The 17,359-nt window shown below is 71.2% G+C and carries 16 protein-coding genes and 1 pseudogene; 6 read left to right on the top strand and 11 right to left on the bottom strand.

The genetic code is table 11. The annotated features are described in order from the left end of the window. Positions 1-318: 318 nt before the first annotated feature. The gene (locus LN042_RS30925) at positions 319-480 is read right to left on the bottom strand and encodes a hypothetical protein (protein WP_230054735.1); all 162 of its coding nucleotides are present in this window, start codon (positions 478-480) and stop codon (positions 319-321) included. Between the two features lie 674 nt (positions 481-1,154). On the opposite strand from LN042_RS30925, the gene LN042_RS30920 reads away from it, so the two are divergent. Continuing rightward, a complete protein-coding gene (locus LN042_RS30920) occupies positions 1,155-1,664 on the top strand; it encodes a hypothetical protein (protein WP_230054734.1) in 510 nt (169 codons plus the stop codon). 315 nt (positions 1,665-1,979) lie between these two features. On the opposite strand, the gene LN042_RS30915 is transcribed toward LN042_RS30920, so the two are convergent. Next, positions 1,980-2,117: a YbhB/YbcL family Raf kinase inhibitor-like protein gene (locus LN042_RS30915; RefSeq protein ID WP_230054733.1), complete on the bottom strand. Its 138-nt coding sequence runs from the start codon at positions 2,115-2,117 to the stop codon at positions 1,980-1,982. Positions 2,118-2,495: 378 nt separating this feature from the next. Between LN042_RS30915 and LN042_RS30910 the strand changes: the two genes are divergently transcribed. After that, on the top strand, positions 2,496-3,041 hold the full coding sequence (locus tag LN042_RS30910; protein ID WP_230054732.1) for a YbhB/YbcL family Raf kinase inhibitor-like protein: 546 nt from the start codon (positions 2,496-2,498) through the stop codon (positions 3,039-3,041). 436 nt (positions 3,042-3,477) lie between these two features. On the opposite strand, the gene LN042_RS30905 is transcribed toward LN042_RS30910, so the two are convergent. The 3 genes from LN042_RS30905 to LN042_RS30895 form a co-directional block, all read right to left on the bottom strand. Continuing rightward, positions 3,478-4,347 (bottom strand): beta family protein, encoded by an 870-nt coding sequence (locus LN042_RS30905; protein ID WP_230054731.1) that lies wholly within the window; start codon positions 4,345-4,347, stop codon positions 3,478-3,480. After that, on the bottom strand, positions 4,344-4,526 hold the full coding sequence (locus tag LN042_RS30900; protein WP_230054730.1) for a beta family protein: 183 nt from the start codon (positions 4,524-4,526) through the stop codon (positions 4,344-4,346). Before LN042_RS30900 ends, LN042_RS30905 begins: the two co-directional genes overlap by 4 nt. A gap of 382 nt (positions 4,527-4,908) precedes the next feature. Next, on the bottom strand, positions 4,909-6,240 hold the full coding sequence (locus LN042_RS30895) for an NADH-quinone oxidoreductase subunit D (protein ID WP_230054729.1): 1,332 nt from the start codon (positions 6,238-6,240) through the stop codon (positions 4,909-4,911). Between the two features lie 805 nt (positions 6,241-7,045). On the opposite strand from LN042_RS30895, the gene LN042_RS30890 reads away from it, so the two are divergent. After that, positions 7,046-7,222: a hypothetical protein gene (locus tag LN042_RS30890; RefSeq protein ID WP_230054728.1), complete on the top strand. Its 177-nt coding sequence runs from the start codon at positions 7,046-7,048 to the stop codon at positions 7,220-7,222. A 587-nt stretch (positions 7,223-7,809) separates the two neighbouring features. Here LN042_RS30890 and LN042_RS30885 read toward each other — a convergent pair. The 3 genes from LN042_RS30885 to LN042_RS30875 form a co-directional block, all read right to left on the bottom strand. After that, a complete protein-coding gene (locus tag LN042_RS30885) occupies positions 7,810-9,027 on the bottom strand; it encodes a PP2C family protein-serine/threonine phosphatase (RefSeq protein ID WP_372495850.1) in 1,218 nt (405 codons plus the stop codon). Positions 9,028-9,130: 103 nt separating this feature from the next. Then, positions 9,131-9,643 carry a MarR family winged helix-turn-helix transcriptional regulator gene (locus LN042_RS30880; RefSeq protein ID WP_230054726.1) on the bottom strand — a complete coding sequence of 171 codons (513 nt, stop codon included), beginning with the start codon at positions 9,641-9,643 and terminating at the stop codon, positions 9,131-9,133. After that, positions 9,618-10,028, bottom strand: a complete 411-nt coding sequence (locus tag LN042_RS30875) for a DUF3105 domain-containing protein (protein WP_230054725.1) — start codon at positions 10,026-10,028, stop codon at positions 9,618-9,620. The genes LN042_RS30880 and LN042_RS30875 overlap by 26 nt, the downstream gene beginning before the upstream one ends. Positions 10,029-10,597: 569 nt before the next feature. On the opposite strand from LN042_RS30875, the gene LN042_RS30870 reads away from it, so the two are divergent. Together LN042_RS30870 and LN042_RS30865 are read left to right on the top strand one after the other, a co-directional pair. Then, positions 10,598-12,289, top strand: coding sequence for a chloride channel protein (locus LN042_RS30870; protein WP_230054754.1), 1,692 nt, complete (start codon positions 10,598-10,600; stop codon positions 12,287-12,289). A 133-nt stretch (positions 12,290-12,422) separates the two neighbouring features. Further along, complete coding sequence (locus LN042_RS30865; RefSeq protein WP_230054724.1) at positions 12,423-12,857, top strand: nitroreductase family deazaflavin-dependent oxidoreductase; 435 nt, start codon at positions 12,423-12,425, stop codon at positions 12,855-12,857. 223 nt (positions 12,858-13,080) lie between these two features. Here the strand turns inward: LN042_RS30865 and LN042_RS30860 are convergent, their stop codons facing one another. From LN042_RS30860 to LN042_RS30850, 3 genes are all read right to left on the bottom strand, one after another. Next, a complete protein-coding gene (locus tag LN042_RS30860; RefSeq protein WP_230054723.1) occupies positions 13,081-13,695 on the bottom strand; it encodes a class I SAM-dependent methyltransferase in 615 nt (204 codons plus the stop codon). 209 nt (positions 13,696-13,904) lie between these two features. Further along, positions 13,905-15,212 carry a chloride channel protein gene (locus tag LN042_RS30855; RefSeq protein WP_230054722.1) on the bottom strand — a complete coding sequence of 436 codons (1,308 nt, stop codon included), beginning with the start codon at positions 15,210-15,212 and terminating at the stop codon, positions 13,905-13,907. A 238-nt stretch (positions 15,213-15,450) separates the two neighbouring features. Further along, positions 15,451-16,833 carry a SulP family inorganic anion transporter gene (locus LN042_RS30850; RefSeq protein WP_230054721.1) on the bottom strand — a complete coding sequence of 461 codons (1,383 nt, stop codon included), beginning with the start codon at positions 16,831-16,833 and terminating at the stop codon, positions 15,451-15,453. Between the two features lie 208 nt (positions 16,834-17,041). Between LN042_RS30850 and LN042_RS30845 the strand changes: the two are divergent. Continuing rightward, positions 17,042-17,290, top strand: a pseudogene (locus LN042_RS30845) (multicopper oxidase domain-containing protein); the annotation flags it as partial. Positions 17,291-17,359: the final 69 nt, after the last annotated feature.

Below are 17,359 nucleotides of genomic sequence, written 5' to 3'. Positions count from 1 at the left end.
CCTCGCCAGGGACCCGCCTGCCCGGCCCCGTCCGCGCCGATCGCGGGCTGCCAGGACCGGCGCGCGGCTGGCCCTGAAACAAGCGTAGGTCGATGAAGGTACCTCGCGCCCCGTGCTTCATGGGTCACCGAGAGACTGGGCACCTCACAACAGAACGAGTACGGGAACCGGGAGCCCGAACACCTCACCACACGCTGAGGAGTCAGCCCCCGGGCGAGGACAAAGCCCTATCCTCCGCGGGCTGGGGCCAGCATGATCAACTATCTCAACGACCCTCTCGGGAGCCCCGCAGGTCATTGGCCGCCCTACCGCGTCACTTCAGCCCTCGACGCCCGCGCCGACACCCGCGCCATCGGCACCATCACCGACAGCGGCGGCTACGTCTTCCACCGCCACAGCCGCCTCCTGCACCCCAAGAACATCCCCGACCGCTTCCACCTGCTCCGCGACAGGGCCGGTGTCCCCCGCATCGCCCTCCACGACCTACGCCACCTCATGACCAGCTTCCCGAGGCCGCCAGCGTCCACCTGCCGATCACCTCCAAACCCTGCGCCACCGCACCCTGTCGACCAGCGCGAACATCTACGCCGACCTCACCCGCCTTGCCGCCCGCGCGGCCGTCGTCGCCGTCGCCGGGTGCCGTCGCCTGGCTCCTCGGCAACGCCGACCGCGCCGTCCACGGACGCCCCGCCTGCCACGCCCAGCTCTCCTGGCGCCAACGCCCACGCCCCCATCGGCAACTGCCCGCCTATCAGCAGGCACGAACAAATGAACCGGCAGCGGAATGGCCGATGTGGCCCGGCGACCACCATGCGACCACCAGCTGACACAGCAACCGAAAAAGGGGCACCTGGTATCCCAAGTATCCGCTCTCGCAGCCGACTTCACAGTTGGGACGACAGGATTCGAGCCTGCGACCGCTTGATTCCCATGTGGCAGGGGCCGCAGCGCCCCGCCGGCCGGACCGGAGCCGTCTCGTCTGACCGGCCGCCCCCGAAGACGGGATACTCGGCCGAGCCAGGCGACCTGGATATCCCTTCGCGTGTGTCAAGGGCAAGTCCCCCTCGGAGGTGAAAAGATGGGCGATCCGCACCGCTCCCCCGTGCGGCGGCGGTAAGTTGGCGACCTCCCGCGACGTGGGTAGAAAGGCAGACGTGACCAAGGACCAGAGCGCCATTGCCAGTGCCACCAGCGCGGTCACCGCCGCCGTGCACGCTGATGACCTGGCCGCGCTGTACCGGGCCGTGATGCCGCCGGACGGCTCCGCCACCCCGCCGGACCAGGCCGCTACCTGGTTCGCGACACTCGTCATCCGCCTGGCGCTCGCCGCTGCGGCGGCGTCCGAGCTGGAGCGGGGCTGCTCGCGGGAGGCCGTTTCAGGGTGGATCGAGCAGGTGCTGGGCCCGCCGCCGACGCCGGCGCTGCTGCGGGCCCAGGACCCCGGCCGGATCGACCACGTCGAAGCGGTGCGGGCGGCGGCGGAGCACGGCCGGTGCCGCGAGTACGCGGTCGACCTGGTCCGGTTGGGCCTGACCGAGCCGGAGGACGCCGTGGACGAGCGGGGGGCGGCTGCCCTCAGTGCGGTGACCGGCGACAAGCAGCGGCAGATCACCGTGATCCAAATGCTCGGCCGCCTGGCGCCCGATCCCGGGCGGCGTTTTTGACGGCCCGTGGTCCGTCGTGAGCGCCCCGGTGTGCTCGGCACCGTCCTGTGCCTCACCGCGCTGGCCGTGGCAGGCGGGGCTGCCGATGTCCGGCCACAGGGCGGCGCAGACCAGCACCAGGAGGACGGCGGCGGCTCCGGCGCTGCGACTGTAGGCGAATCATGCCGGACGGCCAACGATTTCCACGGAGGACGACCGAGGCGTCAGCCTGATTGAGGGGCAGGCCACCGAGCTACGCCGATCTACGTCCTCCACTGTCAGGGTGCGTACCGATCTTGCTCCCCACGGCCGGTGGGAGGCGGCCACATGGATCGGCTACGAGCGCGGTTCACCGGTGGGGGCCATGACCGCTCGGGCCAGCACGTGGCCCCGGATGACGAAATGCAGCAGGGCGATCGTGGACTGCTCGGTGACGCCCAGCGCGCGTACCGACTCCACGTCCAGCGCGTGCACGGCCGTGTAGTCGCCGCCGCACTGCTCGCCTCGGGGCGAGTATCCGGACGAGGAGGACGACCGCGACGAGTGGGACCGGTTCGAGCACGCCCGCTTCATCCGCCGCGTCGCTGATCCTCCATGACGCGTTCGGCCGACGCCGAGGAGCCGACGGCCTGCTCCGTATGTGGACGCGGCGGATGCCGGCCACGCCATCACGGACGGCAGGCCTGAGCAGCAGCGTCCGAGACAGGCTCGGGCCCGATCGGCGCAGGTCTGCTTGCGTTGCGGACGCGGCCGGCCCTGACTGGTGTCAGGCGACGGCGTTCGAATACAGGGCGCGCCGCAACCACCAGTCCCGCGCCCTCCGGGGCCGGTGAGGCGCGTACGGAGGCAGACATGTCCGTGAACCCCTATGCCAAGCTCGACCCGGGCATGGCATCGTTCGCAGTGACGAGTGCGGACAGCGAGGACGGTGCACCGTACGCCGACCAGCACTACAGCGGCCTGTTCGGCGTCCCCGGCGGTGAGGACGCCTCACCGCAGCTGTCCTGGTCCGGCGCCCCGGCCGGCACGAAGAGCTTCGCCGTGACGATCATCGACCCCGACGCCCCCACCCCCAGCGGCTTCTGGCACTGGGGCCTGGTCGACCTGCCCGGCGACGTAACCGAACTACCCGCCCGCTCCGGTTCCCCCGACGCGAAGTTGCCCGGCGCGGCGTTCCAGTTGAAGAACGACGCCAGCACCGTCGGCTACATCGGCGCCGCCCCGGCCGCAGGCACCGGACTGCACCACTACTACACCGCCGTGCACGCGCTGGACGTGGAGTCCGTCCGCAGCCTCGGCGTCAACGAGCAGTCCACGCTCGCCCTGCTCCACTTCGTCATCCGGGACCACGTCCTGGCCCGGGCGGTCATGGCGCCGACCGGCGAGCCGCGCTCGTAGTCGGGGCCACACCGGCGACGGTCGTCTCCTCGTGCGGCGAGGCGACCGTCGGCCACTTCCGTGCCATTCAGTTGTTCGCACTCCCTCCAGCACCGGGCCGTCGCCGGGCTCGTGCAACCAGGCCGCGAGCCGCTCCCCGCCCTCCGCGATGACGGTGCAGACGGTCCGCGGCCGACGACCCACCAGTTGCCGCTCGGCCCGGCCAGGCCGTGACCCACCCGTCGGCGCCAGCCGTCCGGCCACTCCCCCGTGCCCAGCAGCGCCACCGCAAGGGCGACCCGCACGCTCGCCACCAGGCCGTCTCCGACCGCTTTCTTCCTGCTCGTTCTCGTCATGCCCGGAACGGAAGGAGCAAGGGGCGTGCGGGGAGCCCACGGCTGAGCGAGAGACCCATGGACCGCGTCCGGCGGCGGCACCCCACGCGCAAGCGGCACCATCAGGGCCTACCCCGCTCTGCGATGGACCGGGTGACAGCGGCGAGATGGTGGGAGGTCTCCCAGGCACGCCGCTGGCTCGGGCCCCCGGGGCCGTCCGCGAGACCAACGGCTCGGATTCGGATTTCACCGTCTCCCCAGGACAGGTCGGTGTGACTGTCGCGCCAGACGTCGGCCTGGGTGAGTTGGCGACACAGCCGAAGCGTGTCGACGCCTGCCGTGCCGACGGCCCGGACGACGTGCCAGTGGCGGCCGCTGGTGTAGCGCAGGTTGGCCGGGGCGGCTCGCACGCGGACAGCGGCCGGCGGGTCGGGGTGTGTGACGCCGTGATCGCCGAAATCGGGCGGCGGGCCTGCGGATCGTCGGGCGACGTGTTCCCAGAGGTCCAGGTCGTAGCGGCGCAGAGCGGTCAGGACGTGGGGTGTGACGCGGCGCAGTGTCGGGGGGAACGCCCCTCCGGCGAGGGCGATGTGACGCCAGGACAGTGTGCGTGCCCAGGTCAGGACCTCGAGTGCTCGTGGGACGAGGGCAGTGACCGTGTCTGTGTCGGGGAGGTAGCCGGCGTCAAGGAGAAGGTCGGTGTCCTGCGGCTCGAGCGCGACGGCTGCAAGGGCATCGAGCACGTCTTCGGTCATTGCCCGGGGGCCGTCGGGTAGGTGGTGCAGGTCGATGCGCAGGCAACCTCCCGCGCCATGGGCGAGCTGGGCCTGGCGTATCTCGTCAAGGGAGCCGGCCGGATCGGTGGTGCGGAATGCGGGGATGAGCGTGTGGAGCCAGTCGCCGAAGGCGTCGCTGAGCCAGCGCATGGCGTGGCCGCGGAAGCCGGTTCCCACGACGCCGTGCTGCCAGAGTTGCCCGCAGTCGACGGTCACGGTGAGGTTGCCCGGCAGGTGCTCGCCGGGTGTCTGGCGAAGGTCCGCACGACGTCGGCCAGGCGCTGGTCGGGGTGGACTTCGAGGAGCGGGCGGATGTGTGCTTGCACGTCGGCACTGGTGTTGCGCAGGGCGATGAACTCGCCCGCTTTGCCACGCAGGATCGGTACGTACTCCATCGGCATCCCCCTGCTGACGGTCGTGCGTGCGCTACCCGGGCTGCTGTCGCCCCGTCAGTGTGCAGCGCTCGCCGCCGTTGCACCAGAGCGCGCACACGCCGCAGCAGGGCTTGCGTTCACCACCTGAGCCCACCAGAGCGCCGGGGACAGGCACCCCGTACCGGAGCCGACGCAGATGACGTCCTGTCCGAGTCGTGGCCGGCGACAACCCTCGTCCCGAAGGCCCGCAGCGCGCTGGCACGCGGCTGGTGAGCGAGGCATCCCAGTGCCGCGCCGAACCCGGATCCGTATCCGTGCCCGCGTCCCATGGGCGCGAACCGCCGGCGTCGCCGTCTCGCCTTGCCTCGGACTGCCCCGCAGTGTGTCCGCGGTGCGGCTGCTCTCACCGGTCCACGCCTCCCATCACCGGGTCGATGCTTGCCACCGCGACGATGACGTCCGCGACCTGCCCGCCCTCGCACATCGCGGCCATCGTCTGCAGGTTGGTGAAGCTCGGGTCGCGGAAGTGCACCCGGTACGGTCGCGTGCCGCCGTCGGAGACGACGTGCACGCCCAGCTCACCCCTGGCTGACTCGACCGCCGCATACGCCTGGCCGACCGGAACCCGGAAGCCCTCCGTCACCAGCTTGAAGTGGTGGATCAGCGCCTCCATGGACTCACCCATGATCTTTCGGATGTGGTCGAGCGAGTTGCCCAACCCGTCCGGGCCGACGGCCAGTTGGGCGGGCCAGGCGATCTTCTTGTCGCCCACCATGACCGGGCCGGGGGCCAGCCTGTCCAGGCACTGCTCGACGATCCGCAGCGACTGGCGCATCTCCTCCAGCCGGATCAGGAACCGGCCGTAGGAGTCAGCGGTGTCGGCCACCGCTACCTCGAACTCGTAGTTCTCGTAGCCGCAGTACGGGTCGCTCTTGCGCAGGTCGTGCGGCAGGCCGGTGGCCCGCAGGATCGGGCCGGTGGCGCCGAGCGCCAGGCAGCCGGCCAGGTCGAGGAAACCGACGTCGACCAGCCGTGCCTTGAAGGCCGGATTGGCGGTGGCGAGCTTGTCGTACTCCGGCATCCGCGAGCGCAGCAACTTGATCGCCTCGCGGATCTGGTCCATCGCACCCGGGGGCAGGTCCTGCACCAGGCCGCCCGGCCGGACGTAGCCATGGTTCATCCGCAGGCCCGTCACCAGCTCGAAGACGTCCAGGATGACCTCACGGTCACGGAAACCGTAGACCATGAGCGTGGTGGAGCCGATCTCCATCCCGCCGGCCGCCAGCGCCACCAGGTGCGAGGAGATCCGGTTGAGCTCCATCATCAGCACCCGGATCACGCTCGCCCGGTCCGGGACCTGCTCGGTGATCCCGAGCAGCCTCTCCACCGCCAGGCAGTAGGCGGTCTCGTTGAACAGCGGCATCAGGTAGTCCATCCGGGTCACGAAGGTTGTGCCCTGCACCCAGTTGCGGAACTCCATGTTCTTCTCGATGCCGGTGTGCAGGTAGCCGATACCGCAGCGGGCCTGCTTCACGGTCTCGCCGTCGATCTCCAGGACCAGGCGCAGCACGCCGTGGGTGGACGGGTGCTGCGGACCCATGTTGACGATGATCCGCTCGTCGTCCACCCGGGCGACGGCGTCCACCACCTCGCCCCAGTCGCCCCCGGTGACGGTGTAGACGCGGCCCTCGGTCGTGTCCCGCGCTCCTGCCGACTCGTGCTCACTGCCGCTCATCAGCCGAATGACCTCCGCTCGGATCGCCGGTCACGTGCTGCGCCACCCGTGTCGCGGCCCGCGATCGGGCACGACGGCCCGCCACCCTCTGAGCCGGTGGCCCTCGCTCCGAGCCGCACCGGCACGACTTCGCGGCTTGGGCCGCTCCACTCCAGGATCGCCCACATGGAAGACGAACACACGGGCAGCCCGTGTCCGCGACCGGCGCCCCACCGCGCCGAAGGTCCGGCGGGACGGCCATCAGCGGCCACAGGACCACGGCCACGGTGGGCCGGGCCGGGCCGGGCCGGTGAACCGTCGTGACGTTCACCCACCTGCCGCACACCCGCACCCAGGGCCTCGCGCGCGAGCACGGCCACGCCGCCGAGCACGACCGAGGGACCGAGCGGGGACGAGCCGCAGGCGCCAAGCCGCCCCGAGACCCACGGCGCCATTCCTTTTCCGCCCGCCGCGACCAATCCTGACGGGCCGTCGGCCGACCTTCCACCCATTGTTGCACTATGCAAAATGTTCGGGGACAATTGGTCCATGTGACCCGAGTCCAGCGGCACCCGACTTGCTCCGTCCACCACTGATGGCCACCGACCGAGGCCCGCCGTCGAGCCGGCCCACGGGCATCCACCGGACCGCCGCGGCCGAAGCCTTCCCCCTGGCGGGCAAGCTCGACGGGATGAGGGTTTCGGCCTATGGGCGACAGGTTGACGCACCCGGCACCACAGCGCCCAAGCGGCGCCGCCCGCGCACCCCCTCCGTGGACGCGGAGCGCGTAATCCTGCCCCTGCCGTTCGCACGGAAGCGAGCTGCCATGTACTTCGTGATCACCACTTACGATCAGGCCGGCATGCCGACCGCGACGGAAACCGTCGACCTGCCCACCCTGCGCGAACGCCTGGCGTGTGCCGCCGCAGCCGGCGAGCACCTGCACGTTCACCCTCATCGACAGTCCCAGACCCGCGCCACCCCGGAGGAGGCCGGCCCTTGAGCACAGCGGGAGTACGGCGGGGCAGCACCCCCCCAGCCCGGCCGAGCAGATAGCGGCCTACGCGAAGGCGAGCTCATTGAGGCACTCCACCCGGTCAACCTGCCCCTCCACCCCCGACGATCCGACCGTCGGACAGGAATGATCGCGAGAGCGCCATACCGAACCTTGGGGGACTTTTTGCACCGTCATACTTTTGGCTAGTGCAATAATCCTTGCGGGATCGGGCGGCTCGTCCGGAGGGGCACGACATGGTTGTCGAACCAGGCGTCGAGACAGTCGAGTTCATCTGCGCGCGATGCGATCAGCGGTGGGTACGCGAGTACGAGCTGCGGCTGTGCCACCTGCCGTGCGGCGAGGTGCAGGAGTACTACCGACTGAACGGTCTGCCGGTGATGCCTCCCTACAGCGACTGCGGCGCCCCACTGTGTCAGGCGTGCGGCTCTCCGGTGCGAGGTCGTCTGATGACTCGACGACTCCGTGGCACCGACGCGTCGACGGCACCGGAAGCCGTCGGCACCGCGGAGGACCGAGACCCACTCGACTGAGGTCCGCGACGGGCAGCCGGTCGATGGCCCGAGCCCGACGGGTCACCGGCGCTGCGGGCGCCGTTCGAAGAGCACGATGGTGGCGTCGTCGCGCAGTTGGTTGCGCTGGTGGTCGAGGATGTCGTGGATGAGCAGGCGCAGCGCCTCGGACGGGCGCTGGCCGGTGGCAGTGGAGCGGATGATGAAGTCGGTGAACCGGTCGAGGCCGAACTCCGCGCCGTCCGTGTCGCGTGCCTCGACGACACCGTCGGTGTAGAGCAGGACGCGGTCGCCCGGTTCCAGGGTCGTCTCGTGCACCTGGCGAGCTGCCGGGGCGAGTTGGAGGGCCAGGCCGAGCGGTGGCTGCGGAGGGCTGTCCAGCACGCCGTGGAGCACCCGCTCGTCGCGGATCAGCAACGGCGGCGGGTGGCCGCAGTTGATCCAGCGCAGCACCCCGGTGTCCGCGTCGAGCCGGCACAGCACGCCGGTGCAGAACTGGTCGGGCTGCCACTGGGCGAGCGCCTGGTCGATGGATCCGGCGATGTCGGCCAGGTCGCCGCCGGCTCGGCGGGCGTTGCGTGCCGCCGCCATGGCGACCGACGTGGTCAGGCCGGCGGTCAGATCGTGGCCCATGGAGTCGAGGATCATGGTGTGCAGCACGTCCTTGACCACCATGTGGTCGTAGGCGTCGCCGGCGATGTCGTAGGCCGGTTCCAGGACCGCGGTCGAGACGCAGCTGCTGCTGCCGACGGTGCGCGGCGGCAGGAAGGCTCGCAGCATTTCGGCGGGCAGCCGCATGGCCGCGGTACGGGTGAGGCCGGCGAGCCAGTCGCTGTACGTGCGCTTGGAGGTGATGAGCATGGCGAAGAGATGGGCCAGCATCTGGCTGCGGCGCATCCGGACCTCGTCGGGCGAGGCGCATCGCACCCCCAGCACGCCCAGCCGGTCCTCGCCGTCGATCAGGGGCAGCCAGACGGTCACGCCGTCGTCGGCCTCGACCACCCGCGGCGAGACGGCGCGGTACGCCCACCCGGCCGGGGAGCCGGCCACCGGAAGTCGTTCCAAGGCCTCATCGAGGGGGACGAGCACCCGTTGTTGCAGGTCGACCAGGTAGATCAGTACCGCGTCCAGGCCGAGCAGGGAGCCGCACCGGTTCGCCAGCTCCGGCAGCTCGACCGGCAGGGCAGTCTGCGCCTCGGCGAGCAGCTCGTCCAGCCGGGCCTCGTCGACGCCGGCCTCGGCACCGGCGGACGCGCGTGGTGGCTGCGACACGGGGATCACCCCTTCCGCCCTCAGTCTCACACCGACCCGGCGCCCTTTCACCCCGGCAGGTGTGGGCACCGGTGGTGCGTCCGCGAGGCAAGCCGACCGGCGGCGGGCGTGGTCACCAGCCGAGGAGGTCCGGTTGGCGCTGCGGTGCGGCGGGTTCGGCTCCGGCTTCGGAGAAGGCTCGCAGGGCGTTGATGAGGCCGGTGCGCTGGCGGGGGGGCATCTTGGCGATGACGCGGGCGATTTCGGCTCGGCGGCGTTCGGTGGCGTCCGTGACGGTGGCGATGCCGTCCTCGGTGAGGATGATGCGGACTTCGCGCTTGTCCTGGGGACTGTTCTCGCGGGCGACCATCCCGGAGGCGACCAGGCGATCGATCATCCGCATGGCGGTGGAGGGATTGACGGCGAGGTGCTCGGCCAGCCGGGACAGGCTCATCGCGCCACGGCTGTGCAACAGGACCAGCATCCGGAACTGCGGCAGGGTGAGGGAGTCCTCGACCTCACCCAGGGAGCGCGCCGAGATGGCCACCAGGACGCGCGACGCGGTCAGTACCGCGGTGACGAAGTCCTCCTCGGTACTGGTCGAGGCGAACTGGGCGGCTTCATTGGACGCTGACTCGGACGGCATGCCTCTTTTCTATCGCGTACGGCCATCCGACGCCGCATCCGGGCGGCTCTGCCGAGCACCGCCCCCGCCTCGGATCACTGCGTGGAGCCGGCGCTGCTGGAGGCGCCGGGTTCCTGGGTCTGGGGTCCCTGGACGCACTTGGTGAAGAACTCGTCGACCCCGGGGGTCGGTGGCGCTGTCGACGATGAGTCTTGACGTTGTAGGTGACCCACACGGCGCCGTGCTCCAGGGAGTGGACGGCGTTCTCGTTGTGGACGGGCTGGTCGTAGCCGCCACCTTCGATGGTGACACGACCCCTTCGAGCCGGCCCGACCGCCTTCAGTCGGGACCCACCGGAGCGCGAGGCGACGCGCACGCCCCCGAAAGGGAATGCGGACTGGCGCATCGGCATTTTCCTTTGCATAATGCAATTGCCTTGCCGGTGGGGTCACGCCCCCGGGTGCGGTCACGCCGTCCCTCGACGTCGTGCCGGGGTCAACCGCGAGGCGATGCACGTCCGAAGGTCTGCGCCTCTCAGCCTCGGGCCGTGCGGCTCCGGCGCTCGGCCGCCGACGGGTTTCTCCAGCCCGGCAGCGGCCGCCGGAGTTCCCATCCCGGCCCAGCCCAGCCCAGCCCAGCCGGACCAGCGACACCCGCCCGCTCGCCGCCTTGATCCAGCATCCGAGCCCGCCACCATTGCATCATGCAAAGGAAATCGGCGAGACTTGGCTCGCACTCCCTGACAGAGCCGCCAGGCACACGGCATGGCGACGAACGTGCGACGGCGCACGGACGACGAGCCCCGTGCTCCGTGTCGTTCATCTCAGCCGCAGAGATCCTGGTGCGATCCGCCGGTATTATTTGCATAATGCAAAGGTGACCGCTGACCCCTCCCTCGCTCCCCCGCCCCCGATACCGGTGCGCCGCGGCCTGGCCGCCACCCCCCAACTGCTGCGCGGCGCCAAGACCGGCCTCATGGTCCTGGCCCTGGTGATCGGCGCAGGCGCCGGGCTCGGGGCGATCGCCTTCCGCTGGCTGATCAAGACCTTCACCCTGCTGCTGTCCGGGCACGCCGACTACGCGGCCGCCGGCCACGCCGCCAACCCCCACGTCCCCTTCCTCGGGCGGTGGTTCGTGGTCCTCGCCCCGGTCGTCGCCGGTCTGCTGTACGGGCCGCTGGTGCAGCGGTTCGCCCGCGAGGCCCGCGGCCACGGCGTGCCCGAGGTGATGTTCGCCGTCGCCCGTCGCGGTGGACGGATCGCTCCGCAGGTCGCACTCGTGAAGTCACTGGCGTCCGCGCTCACCATCGGCGGCGGCGGCTCGGTCGGCCGCGAGGGCCCGATCGTGCAGATCGGCTCCGCCCTCGGTTCCACCCTGGGGCGCATCGTGCGGGTGCCGGAGGACCGGATGAAGGTCCTGGTCGCCTGCGGCGCCGCCGGCGGCATCGCCGCCACCTTCAACGCGCCGCTGGCCGGGGTGTTCTTCGCGATGGAGCTGATCCTGCGCGACTTCACCGCCGAGGCGTTCGGCATGGTCGTGCTCTCCTCGGTCACCTCCTCCGTCATCGGCCGGGCCGCCTTCGGCGACACCCCCTTCATGAAGCTGCCCGCCTTCGGCGTCCACCACCTCTCCCAGTACCTGCTGTTCGCCCTGCTCGGCGCCCTCGCGGGCGCGGTGGGGGTTGGCTTCACCCGGATCCTGTACTGCATCGAGGACGCCTGCGACTGGGCCTGGCGCGGACCGGAGTGGGCCCGCCCCGCCGTCGGCGGCCTGCTGCTCGGCCTGGTCCTGCTCGTCCTGCCCGAGATGTACGGCGTCGGCTACCCGGTGCTGGAGAACGCCGTCGCCGGGAAGTACGTCATCGCCTTCCTCGTGCTGCTACTCATCGGGAAGATCGTCGCGACCAGCCTGACCATCGGCATCGGAGGCTCCGGCGGCGTCTTCGCCCCCTCGCTCTTCATGGGCGCCATGCTCGGCTCCGCCTTCGGCGCCACCGCCCAGCACCTCGCCCCCGGCACCACCGGCCCGGTCGGCCCCTACGCGCTGATCGGCATGGGCGCCGTCTTCGCCGGAGCGGCCCGCGCCCCCATCACCGCCGTCATCATCCTCTTCGAGCTCACCGGCGAATACACGATCATCCTGCCGCTGATGGCCGCCATCGTGCTCGCCACGCTCACCAGCCGCGCGCTCTCCCGCGACACCATCTACACCCTCAAACTCCGCCGCCGCGGCATCGACCTCGATCACCAGCCCACCACCCCGCCGCTCGCCGGACTCACCGTCGCCACCGCCATGGACCCCCTGCCCCCGGCCCTGGACGAAACCACCCCGCTGGCCAAGGCCGCTGATCTCCTCGCCGCCTCCCCGCACGGAGCACTGCCCGTCATCACAGCCGACGGCGCCTACCTCGGCATCGCCACCGCAAGCTCGGCCGCCGAACTCCTCGCGGACGGCGACCACGACGACACCGCGATCGACGCCATCACCCACCGCCCGGCACTCATCACCGCGGAGACCCAACTGTCCGACGCCCTCGGCCTGCTGGTCAACGCCAACGGCAGGGGCCTGCCCGTCCTCGACGCCGGCCACACCCACCTGACCGGCTGGCTCACCCACCAGTCCGTCCTCACCGCCCTCCACCGCACCCACGCAGTAGCAACCGCCTGACCAGGAGGACTTGGCGGGTGCGGCGGCCGTACCGCCACACCCGCCACCGCCGACCCGCAGCCCAGGGAAGGACCCGCCCATGCCCCGCCTGGTCAGAACTCCCGCATCCCCGAGCGGTTTTCGCCGTGCCGTCATGCGCGCACCGATCCGGCTCTACCACTGGCACCTGGGCTGGGTCCTCGGGAAACGGTTCCTGCTGCTGACCCACACCGGGCGCAGCAGCGGGCGTCGGCGGCAGGTCGTCCTGGAGATCGCCGGCCGCGACCGCGCCACCGGCGCCTACCACCTCGCCTCCGGCTTCGGCCCCCGCTCCCAGTGGTACCGCAACATCCTGGCCGACCCGCGCGTGACCATCCAGATCGGCACCCACCGCAGCACAGCCCTGGCCCGACCCCTGGGACCGGAGGAGTCCGGCCGCCTCATGGCCTCGTACGCCGGCCGACACCCACGCCTCGCACGTCAACTGACCGCGCTGTGCGGGCTGAGCGTGGACGGCACCGAACCGGACTACTACGCCGTCGGCCGCGACCACATCCCGTTCGTCGCCGTCTACCCGACCCAACCCTGAACCACCGCCGCGCCACACAACACACACACCCGTGCGAGCAAGCGATCGGCAAGGATTCGGCCCGGGGAACCAGCGATCGTGCGCACCGCTTCGGACAACGGGAGCGAGGGCCACCTCGGCCGAGTACGTGACACACCCGCAGTGGAGGCGATCCTGCGGCTGCTCCACGTGGCGTGGACGGGTCCTTGGCGTCCCGATGCGCTCATTCCCGCGGAGCTGTCGGCTACGGGTTGCCGATGTGGTTGCGAGTGGCCCAGACCTCCACGAACACGCCTTGATCGATGTGGTCGACTTCGAACCCGGCGTCGGCCACTGCGCAGGCGAACGCCTCGGCGTTCCACACCGTGTACCAGCGGCGACCGTCGGGCTCGTCGAGCCAGCCGGTGCGGCCGACGGACCTGACGCACGCGTACAGCTTGCCGCCTGGGCGCAGCAGCCTGGCGAACTGGCCGAGTACGTCCACGGTGTCCGACTCGCCGAGGTGCACGAGCGATGCGCAGGCCCAGACCCCGTCGACCGCCCCTGCGGGGAATCGAGATCCGATGTCGCGCAGGTCGCACCGCGAGGTGGGTGCGTAGGCGTTGGCCATGGCGACGAACACCGGGTTGAGGTCGACGCCTCGCGCGTTGTGACCGTGGGCGGCGAATCGCGCGAGGTCGCGGCCGGGGCCGCAACCGGCGTCCAGGATCAGCGAGGGAGTCGGCAGGGAATCGGCGAACCGCTCGACCTGGTCGGCCATCTTGGGGGCGTGGGTGACCGCGTAGTCGTCGGCGTAGTCGCTGTAGGCGGCGACAGACGCAGCAGCCGCGTCGAGCAGTGGATCCCTACTGTCGGTCATGGTGGTTGAAGTCCCTCGCACGGGGTGGTCTCGCTCCATCGTCGATCATGGGCCTGTCCCAGTCTCCACCGCCTTCCAAGACGGAGCAAGGTGGCTCTCGTACAGCGCGGCTCGCCTCGCGCCGTGTCGCAGGCCAAGGACTCCCGCGACCCTTCGCCCCCGTCCTCTGATCGGCCGCCCAGCTGATCAGCGGTCTAGCTGACTGGGCGTCAATCGGTGTTCCCGGTACCGCGGCGCCGCAGTTTGAGCGTGTAGACGGTGCCGCGGGAGAGCGTGTTGCTGACGAGGACGGCCAGGGCGATCGTGGCCATCAGGGGCAGCACCAGCGCGTAGTCGCCGGTCAGTTCGGGCAGAGCCACGACCGCGGTGACGGGGGCGCGGGCGGCGCCGGCGAAGACGGCCGCCATGCCGATGAGGCCGTACAGCCCGGCCGGCCCTGTCTGGCCGGCCTGGAGGTGCTGCACGGCCTGGCCGAAGGCGGAGCCCAGCATGGCGCCCATGAACAGCGTGGGCGCGAGGATCCCACCGGTCCCGCCGATGCCGATGGTCAGGCAGGTCGCGGCGGACTTCCCGGCCAGCAGCGCCAGCAGGAACGCGGTGGCGTACCCGCCGGTGACCGCGGTCTCCATGACGGGGTAGCCGACCCCGTACAGCTGCGGCAGGAGGAGCAGCAACCCGCCGAGCAGGAACCCGCCGACGGCCGGGCGGGCCCATTCCGGTCCGCGCCAGACGAAGTCGCAGGCGTCCTGGACCTGGTAGAGGATGTGGGCGAAAGCCACACCGGTCAGGCCGGCCAGGACGGCCAGGACGGCCAGAAGCACGAGGAACGGGTAGGCGGAAGGGGACGGCGCGGCGAACGCGGGCACGTGGAAGGCGGGCCCGGCACCGTACAGGGCCCGGCCGACCAACGTCGCGGTGACGCTGGCCAGCGCCAGCGGGGCGAAGGCTTCGACGCTGAATTCGCGCAGCAGCAGCTCCGACGCGAAGAACATCCCGGCCAGGGGCGCATCGAACGTGGCGGCCGTAGCGCCGGCGGCCCCGCAACAGAGCAGGACCCTCAGCTGAGCTGCGGGCAGCCGTGCCAGCTGCCCTGCGGCCGAGCCGAGCGCGGCGCCGACCTGGACCAGCGGCCCCTCACGGCCCACGGAACCGCCTCCGCCGATGCACACGGCCGAGGCCAGCGCCCTGACCACCGGTACCCGCAGCCCGATCCGCCCGCCCTGGTGCGCGACCGCGTCCATCGCCTCCGGTACGCCCAGGCCGCGCACCCCGAAGGCGAAGAACTGCACCAGCGGCCCGTAGACCAGCCCGGCGACCACCGGCACCAGCACGACGAACCACCGTCCGAGCCACGGCAGATGGGGATTGGCCGCATGGTCGGCCGCCGCGTAGTCCGGGTGGCCCGACAGCAACAGGGTGAAGGCCCGGATCAGCCGGCGGAAGACGACTGCCGCGCCGGCCGCCGCCGCGCCCACCAGCACAGCGAGCCCGGCCAAGCGGGCCCGGCCCGCGTTCATCGTGCACCGCGGCGGTTCACACAGGGCCTTCGCACCGTGCAAGGTTAACCACATTCAGCAGCCGATCACGGCCAAGACCCGGCTCACCAGCTTCCCGTCCACCTCGGCGAAGGAGGACAGGGCCCAGCCGATCCTGAACCCTACGCGCGGTCGGCACGCGCGTTTCCCCCAGAGTGCCGAGCGCGGCCTCACCCGGCTCGTGGTCATGCTGACGCCCCGCCAGACCAGCTACGCGGCGTCAGCTCAACGGGTCCGAGTACTCGACCGCCGAGCTGCGCGCACGGTCATCGGTGTCAGCCGCGACAAGGCGGCACCGGTCGACGGCGAGGCGTGCCAGGCACAGCAGCAGGCCGACCAACAGTACGTCCGGCAAGGGCAGTTGCGTGACCGCCAGGAAGGTGGCGACCAGCACCGCCCGCTCCCCGGGGCCTCCGCACCAGGCCGCGCGGAGCGCCGCCACCCGTCCGACGGCCAGCCTGACCCCGATGACGATCAGCAGGGCCCCGACGACCGGCAGCGGGACCAGGCCTGCCTCCTCCCCCAGCCCGGACCACAGCAGCAGCGCCAGGACGCACCCCGACACCACCCCGGCCCAGCGAGTACGGGCACCCGAGCCGACGGACACCGCCGTGCGCGACGGCGAACCGCCGACCGGCAGTGCGTGGCAGAACGCACCGACCACGTTCGCCGCGGCCTGCACCAGCATGTCCCGCGTACGGTCCGCCGGGCGAAGCTTTTGCCCGGCGGCCGGCCCGGGTGAGATCCCGGCGGCCTGGGCGAGCGCGACCAGCGCCACCGAACAGGCCCCGCCCACCAGGTGCGGCATCGCTCCCCAGGCCGGCATCGTCAGCGGCGGAACGCCGTCCGGGATCCGGCCGAGCGAACCCGCCAGCGGCACCGCCACCCCTGAGCTGCGCACCAGCACGGCGGTGACCACCAGCGCGATGAGCACCGCCAGCGGACGCACGCGCGGCACCGCATGGGCCAGTGCCCACACGAGCACCGTCAGCACCGCCACCGCGGTGGCCGCCGTCGACCACTGCCCCGGCTGCGCGAGCCACGCCAGCACTCGCAGCAGCCGGTTGTGGTGGTGCGTCCGAAAACCGGTCGCCTCGTGCATGGCCCCGGCGATGATCTGCACCGCGCAGCCCACCGAGAAGCCGGCCATCGCCCCACCCGGCACCAGGCGCAGCAGCGAGCCCAACCGGAGCACCGTGAACAGCACCATCGCCAGCGCGACCATCAACGTCAGCGCGGCGACGTTGCCCGGCACCGCCGGATCCAGGTGCGCGTGTCGCAGCGCCCCTCGCGCGGTCAACGCGATGGCGCTGGTCAAGGTCGTGACCATGAGCGGAGTCCGCACGAGCAGCGATCCCACGATCGACGGCCAGACCCCCGCGTACAGTCCGGCCTCGGCGTCGAAGCCCACCATCGCCGCGTACGCCATGCCCTGCGGCGCGCTGAACAGCGCCGTGACCAGCCCGGCCACCACGTCCACCGCACCTGCCGTGGTCGGCCGACCTCGCCACCTGCCACTTCCCGGCATGGCTTCGACGGCGGCCCGCGCCGCCGGAACGCGTAGGCCGGGCGCCGCGCCCTGGTCCTCGTCGAGATGATCCACCCTTCGCCTCCCATGCGGGGGTTGCCGCCCGTGCTGCGTCCCGGGCCGACGGCCTGCCGCCCTCCAGGTCAGCAGCAACTGGACCCGCACCGTGAGAGCCGGCAGCTGTTACTAGGCCAACCAGGTGCACTGCGCGGCCCGGCGGCGTGTCGCCGGCCCCACTCCCCTAGGGACACCCGCCCCGCCCGTGGCTGCGAAAAGCCGTGTTCCACAGCAAGGACAGCGGGTACGCATGGAGTTCACCAACACCACCGACATGTGGCACCCGGTGCACCTGCACGGCCACACCTTCCAGCTCGGCGCCACCGGTCCGCGTAAGGACACCGTCATCGTGCTCCCGGGCAGCACCGTCACCTGCGACTTCGAGGCCGACAACCCCGGGCAGTGGCTGGTCCACTGCCACAACGTCCACCACGGAGAAAGCGGGATGATGGGCCTGTTCGCCTACACCACCTGACCCGCTCCCGAAGGATGCCGGCCTGTCAGCTCCTCCCATGCCAGTTCCCCACCGATCAGCGGAACACTC

The organism is Kitasatospora humi, assembly GCF_020907985.1.
In the GTDB taxonomy this organism is placed as follows: Bacteria; Actinomycetota; Actinomycetes; order Streptomycetales; family Streptomycetaceae; genus Kitasatospora; species Kitasatospora humi.
This window is presented reverse-complemented; position numbering and strand designations above follow the sequence as displayed.

Excerpts from the sequence above, each read along its gene's own strand:
- LN042_RS30910 (WP_230054732.1), top strand. The coding sequence starts at position 2,496 with ATGTCCGTGAACCCCTATGCCAAGCTCGACCCGGGCATGGCATCGTTC.
- LN042_RS30900 (WP_230054730.1), bottom strand. The coding sequence starts at position 4,526 with ATGGAGTACGTACCGATCCTGCGTGGCAAAGCGGGCGAGTTCATCGCC.
- LN042_RS30895 (WP_230054729.1), bottom strand. The coding sequence starts at position 6,240 with ATGAGCGGCAGTGAGCACGAGTCGGCAGGAGCGCGGGACACGACCGAG.
- LN042_RS30890 (WP_230054728.1), top strand. The coding sequence starts at position 7,046 with ATGTACTTCGTGATCACCACTTACGATCAGGCCGGCATGCCGACCGCG.
- LN042_RS30880 (WP_230054726.1), bottom strand. The coding sequence starts at position 9,643 with ATGCCGTCCGAGTCAGCGTCCAATGAAGCCGCCCAGTTCGCCTCGACC.
- LN042_RS30875 (WP_230054725.1), bottom strand. The coding sequence starts at position 10,028 with ATGCGCCAGTCCGCATTCCCTTTCGGGGGCGTGCGCGTCGCCTCGCGC.
- LN042_RS30870 (WP_230054754.1), top strand. The coding sequence starts at position 10,598 with ATGGTCCTGGCCCTGGTGATCGGCGCAGGCGCCGGGCTCGGGGCGATC.
- LN042_RS30865 (WP_230054724.1), top strand. The coding sequence starts at position 12,423 with ATGCGCGCACCGATCCGGCTCTACCACTGGCACCTGGGCTGGGTCCTC.
- LN042_RS30860 (WP_230054723.1), bottom strand. The coding sequence starts at position 13,695 with ATGACCGACAGTAGGGATCCACTGCTCGACGCGGCTGCTGCGTCTGTC.
- LN042_RS30855 (WP_230054722.1), bottom strand. The coding sequence starts at position 15,212 with ATGAACGCGGGCCGGGCCCGCTTGGCCGGGCTCGCTGTGCTGGTGGGC.